At 72.8% G+C, this 11,676-nt stretch carries 13 protein-coding genes; 8 read left to right on the top strand and 5 right to left on the bottom strand.

What is annotated here, in order from left to right; translation table 11 throughout:
- Positions 1-2: 2 nt before the first annotated feature.
- From OHS58_RS19820 to OHS58_RS19810, 3 genes are all read right to left on the bottom strand, one after another.
- Positions 3-1,106 carry a DUF5005 domain-containing protein gene (locus OHS58_RS19820; protein WP_328649379.1) on the bottom strand — a complete coding sequence of 368 codons (1,104 nt, stop codon included), beginning with the start codon at positions 1,104-1,106 and terminating at the stop codon, positions 3-5.
- 18 nt (positions 1,107-1,124) lie between these two features.
- Positions 1,125-1,460 carry a hypothetical protein gene (locus OHS58_RS19815; protein ID WP_328649378.1) on the bottom strand — a complete coding sequence of 112 codons (336 nt, stop codon included), beginning with the start codon at positions 1,458-1,460 and terminating at the stop codon, positions 1,125-1,127.
- A 179-nt stretch (positions 1,461-1,639) separates the two neighbouring features.
- Complete coding sequence (locus OHS58_RS19810; protein ID WP_328649377.1) at positions 1,640-2,641, bottom strand: LacI family DNA-binding transcriptional regulator; 1,002 nt, start codon at positions 2,639-2,641, stop codon at positions 1,640-1,642.
- A gap of 211 nt (positions 2,642-2,852) precedes the next feature.
- Here OHS58_RS19810 and OHS58_RS19805 point away from each other — a divergent pair, with 211 nt between their 5' ends.
- Together OHS58_RS19805 and OHS58_RS19800 are read left to right on the top strand one after the other, a co-directional pair.
- On the top strand, positions 2,853-3,188 hold the full coding sequence (locus OHS58_RS19805) for a DUF3253 domain-containing protein (RefSeq protein ID WP_326948316.1): 336 nt from the start codon (positions 2,853-2,855) through the stop codon (positions 3,186-3,188).
- Complete coding sequence (locus OHS58_RS19800) at positions 3,181-3,480, top strand: hypothetical protein (RefSeq protein WP_326948317.1); 300 nt, start codon at positions 3,181-3,183, stop codon at positions 3,478-3,480. The genes OHS58_RS19805 and OHS58_RS19800 overlap by 8 nt, the downstream gene beginning before the upstream one ends.
- A gap of 5 nt (positions 3,481-3,485) precedes the next feature.
- On the opposite strand, the gene OHS58_RS19795 is transcribed toward OHS58_RS19800, so the two are convergent.
- Complete coding sequence (locus OHS58_RS19795; RefSeq protein WP_328649376.1) at positions 3,486-4,337, bottom strand: helix-turn-helix transcriptional regulator; 852 nt, start codon at positions 4,335-4,337, stop codon at positions 3,486-3,488.
- A 125-nt stretch (positions 4,338-4,462) separates the two neighbouring features.
- Between OHS58_RS19795 and OHS58_RS19790 the strand changes: the two genes are divergently transcribed.
- A complete protein-coding gene (locus OHS58_RS19790; RefSeq protein WP_328649375.1) occupies positions 4,463-5,380 on the top strand; it encodes an NADP-dependent oxidoreductase in 918 nt (305 codons plus the stop codon).
- 3 nt (positions 5,381-5,383) lie between these two features.
- Here OHS58_RS19790 and OHS58_RS19785 read toward each other — a convergent pair whose 3' ends face one another.
- On the bottom strand, positions 5,384-6,133 hold the full coding sequence (locus OHS58_RS19785; RefSeq protein ID WP_328649374.1) for a dienelactone hydrolase family protein: 750 nt from the start codon (positions 6,131-6,133) through the stop codon (positions 5,384-5,386).
- A 372-nt stretch (positions 6,134-6,505) separates the two neighbouring features.
- On the opposite strand from OHS58_RS19785, the gene OHS58_RS19780 reads away from it, so the two are divergent.
- The 5 genes from OHS58_RS19780 (at position 6,506) to OHS58_RS19760 (ending at position 11,546) form a co-directional block, all read left to right on the top strand.
- Positions 6,506-8,947 (top strand): DUF7617 domain-containing protein, encoded by a 2,442-nt coding sequence (locus OHS58_RS19780; RefSeq protein ID WP_328649373.1) that lies wholly within the window; start codon positions 6,506-6,508, stop codon positions 8,945-8,947.
- A gap of 365 nt (positions 8,948-9,312) precedes the next feature.
- Positions 9,313-9,681, top strand: a complete 369-nt coding sequence (locus OHS58_RS19775) for a roadblock/LC7 domain-containing protein (RefSeq protein WP_326948322.1) — start codon at positions 9,313-9,315, stop codon at positions 9,679-9,681.
- 62 nt (positions 9,682-9,743) lie between these two features.
- The gene (locus OHS58_RS19770) at positions 9,744-10,118 is read left to right on the top strand and encodes a hypothetical protein (protein ID WP_247050018.1); all 375 of its coding nucleotides are present in this window, start codon (positions 9,744-9,746) and stop codon (positions 10,116-10,118) included.
- 33 nt (positions 10,119-10,151) lie between these two features.
- On the top strand, positions 10,152-10,805 hold the full coding sequence (locus OHS58_RS19765) for a hypothetical protein (RefSeq protein WP_326954337.1): 654 nt from the start codon (positions 10,152-10,154) through the stop codon (positions 10,803-10,805).
- A gap of 66 nt (positions 10,806-10,871) precedes the next feature.
- On the top strand, positions 10,872-11,546 hold the full coding sequence (locus tag OHS58_RS19760; protein ID WP_328649372.1) for a hypothetical protein: 675 nt from the start codon (positions 10,872-10,874) through the stop codon (positions 11,544-11,546).
- Positions 11,547-11,676 lie beyond the last annotated feature (130 nt).

The following is an 11,676-nucleotide window of genomic DNA, read 5'->3' as shown; positions in this document are numbered from 1 at the left end:
TCCTATCGGGAGAGCTTGAGATCGACGAACCGCGGGCGGTTGTTGTCGATGTTCGCGTAGAGGTCGGCCAGCTTCTCGCTGTTGGTGTTGTAGGAGATGACGAGCTCCCCGGGCCGGCTGATCTCGGGGTGCGCCGCGACGTTGTAGGTGTAGCGCCCGTTCCCGGCCTCGGGCGCGGTGTAGATCGTCTCGCCACCGGTGAACGGCCCGGCCGGGCTGGTCGCGTGGTAGGCGTGGATGGTGCTTTCCAGGCCCGAGCCGAACGTCGTCAGCAGGTATTCGCCGCCCACCGGCGTGACGCCGAAGGAGCTGCCGACGTTGCCGAGCAGCCGTGCCGACGCCGCCGGGTCGGCCGACCAGCCGTCCGCGGTCCGGAACTGCCACGGCCCGTCGAGCCGGCCGATCGGCGCGCGGGCGACGTGGAGGTACTTCGTGAAGCCTTCGCCCTCGACGCCGTAGATGTAGGTCCACGCGCCGTCGCGCGTCAGCTCGGTGCCCCACTGGACGTTGCCGACCGACGCCACGTCGGTGAGCTTCTCCAGCCGGAACGTGTACGGGTCGAGCGTCGCGAGCTTGGTCTTCGTCCAGGCGAAGTTGAACGGCGGCGGGTCGTCGGTCGGCGCCTGCTCGAACTCGATGACCCGCAGCTTCCCGCCGTCGACGATGCCGTCGCCGTTCCAGTACCAGTAGTCGTTCGGCTCACCCGGGCTGTTCGGTGTGGGACCCACCAAGGACTTCGGGTGCCCCGGCGGTCCGGGCGCGATGGTGGTGAGCAGGTGCTTCGCGTCCGGTGTGGACAGTACGGCCGAGTTGTGCGTGAACGGCGAGGACTCCGGCAGGCTGTCGTCGGCGCGCACGGGCCCGAAGAAGGTGTCGTTGTACAGCCAGACGTCCAAACCGGACGGCAGCCGCGTCGAGTAGGTGCCGTCGGCCGCGGCCCAGCCGACGCCGGGGCGCCTGCCGAAGTCCTGCCAGCGCTGGGTGAGCGCGGTGTCGGCGGTGGCACCGAGAATCCGAAGTGGACGGTTCGTCGCGGCGGCGGGTCCGGCGATGGCGAGGGACGCCGTGACGGCGGCGGACAGCGCCAGGGTGCGGCGGAACTTCATGAGTCGCTCCTTAGGTGGTCAGCGGTGACCGAGCAGTTCGACTTCGGCGACGGACGTCTCGGCCGCGCCGGGCGCGGCGGCGAGGTCGAGCTTGAAGTACTTGTAGGTGCCGCTTTGGGCGGGTGTGAAGACCCGCGTTTCCTGACGCCACGGGAACGTCTGGGCCTGACGCCGGTCGGGCGTGGTCTTCGCGGGGGTCTCGGGCGTGTTCTCCCAGGTCGGGGCGGGGTCGGTGGTCTCGAAGGACGTCCGGAACGATGACGGCGCGGCGCTGGCGGCCGGGGCCGCGATCATCGCGGCGGCCACCGCGAGGACGGCGGCGAACGGGACCGGGCGGCGATGGAAGACGGCCACGGAGGGCTCCCTCGAAGATCGGACGTGCCGATTGACAACGTTGGCAACGCGGCCCAGTCTCGGACGGCGTTGTCAGCGTTGTCAATGGCCAGAACTGGACAGAACCGCTGTCCGGTGCGGGTTTTGCCGCCGGGCCGAGCGCGCCGGCGACGCGTTGTGACGTGGTTCCGGGCAGCCGCTCAGTGCTCGGCCGAGCGCAACGCGACACCCCGGCCCTCGCCGGATCCACGCTGTACGAGCGTCGTCGGCAGGACCACGCGCCGCGGGCGTGATCGGTCGCCGTCCAGGCGGGCGAACAGCAGCTCGGCCGCCCTCCTGCCCAGCTCGCGGGGGTCCTGGGCCACCACCGTCACGCCCAGCACCTGGGCCAGCTCCGAATCGTCGAACGCGACCAGTGCCGTCCGTGGCGCGCGCGACTCCGCGATGGCCCGGGCCACCCCGCCGACGAGACGCGGGTTGTCGGCGAACAACGCCGTCGGGGCGTCGGGTGCGGCCAGCAGCTCGGCGGCGGCTCGGTGGGCGGCCGGGGCATCGACGGCGTCCGTGCGGACCGCGTGGGGTTCGAGACCGGCCTCGGCCAGCGCCGCGCGGAAGCCGCGCAGCCGCTCCCGCGCGGTGTGGATCACGGGGGAGTGGCCGACGTAGGCGATCGCGCGGTGGCCCTGCCCGAGCAGGTGCGTGACGGCTTGGCCGGCGCCCTCGGCGTGCGCGGCCAGCACGCAGTCCACCGGCAGCCGCTGCGGCGGGCGGTCGGCGAACACGATCCGCGTGCCGACGTCCAGCTCCGGGCGCAGGTGATCGTGCCGGCGGTCGGCCGAGACCACGATGAGCCCGTCGAGACGGCGCTCGACGAACGTGCCGAGCAGCCCGCGTTCGCGCGCGGGATCCTCGTCGGAGCTGGCGACGAGGGTGGTGAACGACCGCGCCGTGCTGACCTGTTCGATCGCGCTGAGCATCCCGGCGTAGAACGGGTCGGCCAGGTCCGCGGCGAGCACGCCGATGCCGCCGGCGGGCCGGTCGGTCCGCCGCAGGCCGACGGCGTTGCTGTTGGGCCGGAACCCGAGCCGGCGGATCTCGGCCTGGACGCGCCCGCGCACGTCGTCGCTGATGAACGGGTAGTTGTGCACCACCCGCGACACCGTCTTGACGCTCACCGACGCGGCCGAAGCGACATCACGCATGGTGGGCCGCCCGGTGGGCGCCGGTCCACGCCGACCGGCGCCCGGCCGCTCCGCATCCGAGGCTCGCGTCACGGCGGCGACCCTACCTCAGCCGGGAGTCTTTGCCGGGCAACAGGATTCACCCGGGAACGCCGCACCGCCGAGGCGGACCGATCGTGCGTTCCGCGGCGCGAACCCGGCGGTGCCCGGCGAGCGGTGCGATGCTGGCGTGATGAGCGATCCGCGGCGCGAACTCGAACGGGCCCGGGACGGTGGCGGCCCCGGTGCGGACCAGGCCCGGGTCGCCCTGACCGCCGACGTGCCGGACGAACAGCTGCGCGCCGCCATGCTCGGGCTGGCCATCGGGCGTGGTGCGGGCAGCAGCACCTGTCCGTCCGACGCCGCCCGGGCCGTCGCCGACGATTGGCGGCCGTTGCTGCCGCGGGCTCGGGAGCTGGCGCGTGAACTCGCCCGGGCCGGCGAGGTGCGGCTCACCCAGGGCGGCCGGTCGCTCGATCCGGACGGCGAGTGGCGGGGACCGATCCGGATCCGGCACGTCGATGGCTGAGCCGGAGCGCACGCCGGACGGGCGCTTCATCGTCGTCGACGGACGGCGGTGGCGGGCCACCGATCCGGAGATCCCGGAGGAGGACGCGGCCCGGTTGCGCAGCCTGCTGATGCGGGCGCGCCGGGACGTCGGGACGGCCCGCCGCGGCCAGGACATCGACGCCGAACGCGAGGCCCGGTCTCGCGTGCACACCGCCAAGGTCGCGCTCGGCGAGCGTGGCACGCCCTGGTGGGAGCAGGATTCCGCGCAGCGGCGGCAACGCTGGCAGGACGGCCTGGACGCGCTGGGCTGATCCGCTCAGGCCGGCTCCTCCTCGCAGCGGTGCTGCGGGCCCAGCACGCGCAGCACGTCCAGGGCGTCGGTGCCGCCGGGCGGTGGGGTGAAGACCCGCAGCCGCTGGTCCGCCGCGGGCGTCGCCAGCAGCTCGCAGTCGAACTCGATGGCGCCGAGCTCGGGGTGGCGCAGCCGGTACCGGTGGGCGCGGCGCACCGCGACCTCGTGCCGGTCCCACAACGCCGTGAATTCGCCGCTGGCCGCGCGCAGCCGGGCGACCAGCGCGCGCGACGCCTCGTCGTCGCCGCGGCGGGCGACGGCGGCGCGCAGGTCGGCGACCAGCTCCCGGCCGTGCTCCTCGTGCTCTTCGGCCATGAAGTGATCGCGGACGGCCGGCTCGGTGAACCAGCGCAGGACGACGTTGCGATCCTCCCGGGCCACCGTGCACACGCACCCGAACAACGCCAGCGCGAGATCGTTCTGCGCCAGCAGGTCGCCCAGGTCGCTCAGCACCTGGACCGGGACGCCGTCCAGCCGGTCGAGCAGGTACAGCAGGCTCGGCCGCAGGTACTCCCCGGCCCGCGCGCCCTCCGGCGGCCGGTGCCCGGCGAGCAGGTAGAGGTGGTCCCGCTCGTCGGTGGTCAGCCGCAGCGCCCGCGTCAGCGCGCCCAGCAGCTGGTCCGACGGCTGCGGGCTGCGGGCCTGCTCGAGCCGCATGTAGTAGTCGGCCGACATCCCGGCGAGCACCGCGACCTCCTCGCGGCGCAGTCCCGGCGTCCGCCGCCGCGGCCCCTCGACCAGCCCGACGTCGCGCGGGGTCAGCCGCTCCCGGGACCGGCGCAGGAAGTCGGCGAGCTCGCCGCGGTGCATTCCCATGCGTCCATGGATAGCACCGTTCGCCGGCCGCATCATCGGACCGCCGGTCCTAGGTGGACCGCTCCGTTCCCGGATCGCCGGAACCGGAGCACGGTCGTGGGGTGAGCGGAACGAGGGAGCAGACGATGAAAGCGGTGCGGTTCCACGCCTACGGCGGGGTCGACGTCCTGCGGGTGGACGACGTGGCGCGCCCGGTGCCCGGCCCCGGCCAGGTGCTGGTCGAGGTCCGCGCGGCCGGGATCCAGCCCGGCGAGGTGATGATCCGGGAAGGCGCGCGGCACGGGCGCTGGCCGGCGACGTTCCCCTCCGGGCAGGGCAGCGACCTGGCCGGGGTCGTCGTGCAGGCCGGGCCGGAGGTGCGCGGGTTCGCGGTGGGCGACGAGGTCCTCGGCTTCACCCACGACCGGGCGAGCCACGCGGAGTACGTCGCCGTCGACGACGTGCGGCTGACCCCGCGGCCGACGGGTCTGCCCTGGGACGTCGCCGGGTCGCTGTACGTGGCGGGCACGACCGCCTACGCCACGGTGTTCACCGTCGACCCCGGACCGGCCGACACGGTCGTCGTGTCCGGCGCGGCGGGCGGGGTCGGGTCCCTGGCCGTGCAGCTCGCGCGCCGCCGCGGCGCCACCGTGATCGGGCTGGCGAGCGCGCCGAACCACGCCTGGCTGAGCGGCCACGGCGTCATCCCGGTCGCGTACGGCGACGGCGTGGCCGACCGGATCCGGCAGGCCGCCGACGGAAAGGTCGACGCGTTCATCGACACGGTCGGCGACGGCTACGTCGACCTGGCGGTCGAGCTGGGCGTGCGGCCCGAGCGGATCGACACGATCCGCGACTGGCCGGCCGCGGCCCGGGTCGGCGCGCGGACCGCCGGGGAGGGCGCGGCGGCCTGCGCGGTCGTCGTCGGCGAACTGGCCCGGCTCGCCGCCCGCGGCGAGCTCGAGGTGACGATCGCCCGGACCTACCCCCTGGAGCGGGTCCGGGACGCCTTCCGCGAGCTGGAACGGGGGCACACCCACGGCAAGATCGTGCTGCGGCCGTGAGCCTCAGCCGGCCGCGAGGGTGCGGTGCAGGAGCGGGAGCAGACGGTCCCAGTGGCGTTGCAGCGCCACCGGGTTGAAGGCGTCGGTGTCCGACATCGTGTAGCCGTGGACGCTGCCGGGGTAGATCTCGGTGGAGTAGCCGACGCCGGTGGCGGCCAAAGCCTTGTTGAGCTCGTCGACGGCCTCGGGGCGCATGTCGTTCTCGGACAGCCCGAGGTGGACCTCGGCGGTGAGGTCCGAGAGCAGGCGGTGCGGGCTGTCGGGCGCGTCGGTGACGAGGAAGCCCGGGTGGAACCCGGCGACCGCGGCCACCCGGTCGTGGAACGCCGCCGCGGTCCGCAGCGCCAGGGCGCCACCGATGCAGTAGCCCAGCACCGCGGCCGGACCGGCGGCGACTTCGGGCTGAGCGGCGAGGAACCCGAGGTAGGCGTCGGCGTCACGCAGGATCCGCTCGGTGGTGTGCTCCTCGAGCAGCGGCATCAGCCGGGTGATGATCGCGGGCCGGACCTCTTCGCCGATGTGCTCGGGCAGAGCGATCACCGGCGCCGGGCCGTGGCGGTAGTAGAGGTGGGGGACGAGCACGTAGTACCCGTGCCCGGCCAGCTCGCGGGCCTTGCTCTCCAGCTCGGGCCGCAGGCCGAAGGCGTCGGTGTAGAGCAGCACACCCGGGTGCCGCTCGCCGTCGCCGGGGAAGGCGGCGAAGGCGTCGGCCTGGCCGTCCGGGGTGGGAATCCGCAGGGTGGTGCTGGGCATGGCTTCTCCTGTCGTGGTCGATGGGTGGAGCTGGTGATCGACCCGACGGGGGCGGCGCCCGCGCGGCGCTCAGAAGAGCACCGGGTAACCGTTCCGTGTGTGGCGCGAGGCCGTCCCGGTAGTCATGGCCCCCACTCTAGCCTGCCGGACAATTCGGACGTAACTCGGACGAGTGACGGCGTACCGGCGTCCAGGTGACGGTAAACGAAACGGTCATCGCCGGAGCGGGTGTCCACCATTTCGCCGCGGTCACGAATTGCGCCGAAGGAGTCGGCCCGGTCGGCGCCCGGGTGTCGTCCCTTCAACGGTTTCCCCGCGCGGCATACGATTTTCCTCCGGCTCGGAAAATCGGAAAAGAATCGAGGAACGTTCATGCGAAGACGCATGCGTGCGCGCCGCCTGGGGGCGGCAACCCTGCCCCTCGTGCTCATGGCCGCCGCCTTCCCCTCGCCCGCGGCGGCGGCCCCCGCCGCCCCGCCTCTTTCGGGACTGACCAAATCGGTGCAGGGCACCGGATCCCCGGCGGACCACGGCGCCACCGCGAACTGGGTCGTCGGCTACGACGACCGCGCGAGCACCACCGGCCCCGCGACCATCACCGACGCCGTCGCCGCGGGACAGGCCTACCAGAGCGGCTCCCTGCACGCGCCGCCCGGCTGGACGCCGTCGTGGTCCACCGACGGAAGCGCTTTCACGGCCACCGAACCCGCCTCCGGCGTGACGGCCGTGCGCGCGACGAACCCGCGCTCCGGTGCGGACGCGACCGCGTTGTCCGGCAACCTCACCCCGCCCGTGCAGACGATCGCGACGGCGACCGGCGGTGACGGTTTCACCCCGCTGCTGAACCGCACCTCCGACGGCACGCTCCAGGCGTGGAACGTCTTCCACCACGTCAACCCCGCCAACGCGAAGCTCGTGTGCACCGACGCCGGCACCGGCCAGCGCTGCCCGGGCGGCCCGTGGCCGAAGCCGCTCAACACCGCGCCCGGCCCGCTCGGCACCGGCAACACCGGCGACATCGCCAGCACCCTGACCCCGCAGTACTTCCGCAACCCGGCCGCGCCCGCGCAGGTCTACTACCCGGCCCTCACCGCCGCCTCCGTCGGGGTCGGCTGCCTCGACCTGGCCGCCGCGGCGAACTGCGGGTACTGGCCGCTGACCGCGACCGGCGGGTCCCCGTCCGCCGTCAACAGCATCGCGGGCCTCGTGGAAAGCGGCGGCAACCTGTACGGCGTCGTGAGCACCGGCGCGGTCGTCTGCTGGACCATCGCCACGAAGAGCGCCTGCGGCGGCCAGCCGTACGCGCCGATCGTGCCGCCCAGCAACAACCAGCCGGGGAACACCCTCGCCCACATCTACGGCTCGATGAGCGTCGTGGCGGGCAAGGTGTTCGCGTCGTCCTCCGTCCCCGGCGTCGGCCGGCCCGCGCTGGGCTGCTTCGACCCCGCGACGGCGACGGCGTGCGCCGGCTGGGCGGCGTCGAAACCGACCGGCCCGCCCGGGAACTACACCTACAACGCCTACACGTTCTTCAGCACGGCGGGTGCCCCGGTGGGCGCGTGCTCGACGACGAACGGCGCCACGGAAGTCACCACCTGCTTCGCGCTGGACGGCTCGGCGCTCCCGGCGCCGCCGGTCGCGGCGGCCCTCCCGGCCGGGGTGTGGGTCTTCAACCCGGAGGTCGTCACCGACCCGGCCGGCCACCTGCGCAGCTATCTCGCGCTCTGGAACGGCGGATTCGCCGGGGCGGCACTGTGCCACGACTGGACGACCGGCGCCGCGTGCGCGGGCCTGCCCGGCCCGATCACGCACCCGGCGGCGAACGGCGGCAACACGCGGGACTACGGCTACACCTACGACCCGCCCACGGGCTGCCTCATCGGCCTGGGCGACGCGGGTGTGCTGTTCTCGATGGACCCGGCGACCGGCGCCACGCCGTGCGTCCGGTCCGGCGGTCAGGTGACGCTGAAGCCGGGTGACTTCTACTGCGACGGCGGCACCGGGCACGTCCAGGGGTACACGGCCGCGCGGCTGACCGGCATCACACCGTCCAATGTGGACCTGGCCGCGTCGCGGGTCACGGTCGTCGACCAGAGCGGCACGGTCGTCCCGACATCCGGCTTCGCCCCGGACGGCTCCGTCGACCTCACCGGCGTCTCGGCCGCCGCGCACCCGTCGATCACGGTCACGACGTCGCTGGTGCTCACCAGCGCGGCCGACTTCGGCGGCGGCAACCAGCCGCAGCTGGTCGTCGACTACGAGGGTGACGCGCCGCAGCTGTGCTTCTCGACGACGATCGCGGCGGACTGCGCGGTGACGTCGGTGGCGAACACGGCCACCGGCACCGACACGACGGGCGCGTTCACCTCCAACACGGTGACGCTCCCGGTCGCGCCGGGCGCCGCGTGCACGCCGAAGGTGGTGGTGCAGAAGGAGATCTGCGCCTCGGCGACGGCGTCGAAGTGCGGACCCGGCGGGGCAGGACCGTGGGCCAAGCAGGCCCCGGTCGGTCTCCTGGGCCTGCTGAACGCGACGGCGTACTGGCGGATCACGGTGACGAACCAGGGCCCGGTCGGCATCACGGCCGGCCAGGTGGTGGACAGCGTGGAGCCGTCGTGCCAGACAGGTCCGTTCACGCTGGCGGCCGGAACGTCCAAGCAGGTGTACTGCTCGACGTACGCGCTGCTGAGCCTGTTCCCGCTCACCAACCGCGCGAAGGCGAGCTACGTGCCGGTGAACGTCCCGTCCGGGACGCCGCCGACACAATCGGAGTGGTCCTCGGCGACGGCGTGTTCGTTGCTCTGCATCCTCTGATGGGCTCAATGGAGCAAGGTGCTGACCCGTCGCCTTGAGTGACGGTTTCGAAAATCGGGATGCCGCCCGTGGTCGTGGTTCGTTTCCACGATCTCGCGGGCGGCATTTCGGCTCTTCACGGCAAGGGGCCGGGAGTTTGAAACCACCGGTCAACCGTGCGCGTGATCAATCGACGACAATCGATCCGATCGAATCGCCGTTGTTACGAAACCGGCGGTCGATTCACTCGATCGTGTAGCTCTCGTCGGGGTCTTCCGGAGTCGATAGGCGAAAAGTGGTGCCGACGGTATGGTCTGCCGTCGGAAGAGCGATCCGAATGGCTGATCGCCCGGATCTTCTGCCATTTCCGGAAGAAAGAACTCACTGTGGACTTCGACGCGTTGGCCGGCGAACTGCGGAACTTGCGCGAAAACGTCGCCGGGGTGACCGACACCGTGCTGGCCGCGGTCGACGGGATACCGATTCTCGCCGACGCGGCCGACACCGTCGACCCGGCGAAGATCTCCGCCCTCGCGGCCGCCGACCTCGGGATCGCACGCCAGGCCGCGCAGATCACCGGGCAGGGCACGCTGCACCAGACCGTGGTGTTCAGCAGCGAGGGCTACATGGCCGTCTACGCCATCGGCCGGCTGGCGCTGATGGTCGTGCTGGGGGACAAGGGACTCAACGTCGGGCGGCTCCTGTTCGAGTGCCGGCCCGTCATCGAGCGGATCAGCTCGATCCTGGCCGCATGAAGCACGGCGCCCACCGGGACCGCGAGGCCGTCGACCACCATTTCACAGAAGGAAGTGACGTCATGACGAACATCGACACCGCACTGAAGGAAGCCATGTCGATCGCCGGCGCCGTCGGCGTCGCGCTGGTCGACTACGAAAGCGGGATGTCGCTCGGCACGAGCGGCAGCGGCGAATGGCTGGACCTGGAGGTCGCCGCGGCCGGCAACACCGAGGTCGTGCGGGCGAAGCTGCGGGTGATGTCCTCGCTCGCGCTCAACGACAACATCGAGGACATCCTGATCACGCTGCACCGCCAGTACCACCTGATCCGGCTGCTGAACACCGTGTCGTCGCGGGAATCCCTGTTCCTGTACCTGGTGCTGGACCGGGAGCGGGCGAACCTGGCGCTGGCCCGGCACTACCTCAAGCGCATCGAAGCGGACCTGCAGGTATAGGCGGCCACGCGGCCACCGGGGGAGGAGGCGGCGTTGACCGGCGGTTCCAGCGCCGCACTCGTCATCGGCTCGGCGTTCATGGACGACCTCGGGCCCCTGTTCCCGGTGCGGATGAGCCTCGCCGGCGAAGACCTGGAGTTCACGTTCGTGCTGTCGGAACACCCACCCGGCGGCGTGACGCAGTGGGTGCGGACGTGGTCCGGCACCGGGGTGGCCGGCCGGGTGCCGCGGTTCTTCGCCGACGCGGGTGGCCGCCGGATCCGCGTCGAGCTGGCCGGGACGGCGGTCCGGGCGGTGATCGTCGTGCCGGCGGGCGAGCCGGCCGCCCCGCACCCCGGCCGGTGGCAGGACCAGGTGCCCACGGCGCTGAAGATCACGCTGGAGGAGATCGCGCGGATGCTCTCGCGGTGCCACCACCACGCCGGCGGCGCCGAGCCGCTGATCGACCTGGAGCTCGGCTACCGCCCGGCGGCCGGCTACGAGACCCGGCTCGCCGCGGCCCACGAGTCGGCGCGGGGCTGGGTCCCGCCGGTCCGCCCGGCGCTGACCATGCGCTGGCGCGCGGCGACCGCGGCCCAGCGCAAGGCGTTCGCCGACGAACTGCCCGAGACGACGACCGCCCGCCGCTGGATCCGCCGTCGGCGCACCGCCCGGATCATGGGCCTCGAGGTGGAACTGCCTTCATGAATGTCACGGCGGTGTTGTGACGCGGTGACACTGCCGTCCGGCCGCGAGGACAGCTGGAATCGAGGCATGACTTCGACGGCCAAGAAGCTCGGACGGCGCTTTCAGCTCGGCAGGGTGCGGCCCGGGGACGGGAGCGCACTTCGCGACTACCGTCCCTGGCAGCTCTTCTCCCGTTCGCTGTTCTTCCTCGACCTCGCGGACAGCCACGCGTACGCGGTCGACGTCCGGTACCTCGCCGATGCGAAGAGCCGGCGGCAGCACGAACGGGGCGCCGGGAAGAGCCCGGCCGCGCTGTACCGGGACGGCGTCCAGGTCGCGCGTTCCAACCTGCCGGCGACCTTCCCGGTGCCCGGCGGGGTGATCGAGGTCGCCACCAGCGCGTTCGGCCTGAAGCGCCTGCGGTTCGTGGCCGGCGACGGCTCCGAGCACGCGCTGCGGCCGCACCGCCGATCCCAGGAAGGGCTGCGGGCGCGGTTCGGGCAGCGGTACCCCCGCGCCAGTGCCGTCGTCGGGGCCGTGTCCCTCGTCGTCCTCCTGGTCGCGCTCGCCGTCAGCCTGCTCCACGGCGCGGAGGCCCTCACCCGGATCCCGCTCGTCGCCGCGCACGTCGGCACGTTCACCTCGCCGATCCACCTGCCCACGTGGGCGAAGATCGCGATGGGCGGCGCCGGGATCCTCGCCGGGGTCGAACGCGCTTCGCGGCTGCGGTTCAACCGGCTGATCGACTCCGTCGCCTCCTGAACGTCACGACGGCCGGTGGTGGGCGCCACCCCCAGTGCCACGCCCACCACCGGGTCGCCCCGGCAGCCCCCTCGGTCGCCGGGCCTCCAGGGTTCCGGACGCCGTCCTCGTTTCGTCCTCGCGCCGGCAT

Origin of the sequence: Amycolatopsis sp. NBC_00348 (genome assembly GCF_036114655.1) — a bacterium.
GTDB lineage: Bacteria > Actinomycetota > Actinomycetes > Mycobacteriales > Pseudonocardiaceae > Amycolatopsis.
Note: the sequence above shows the minus strand (reverse complement) of the source record. Positions and strands in the feature narration are given on the sequence as shown.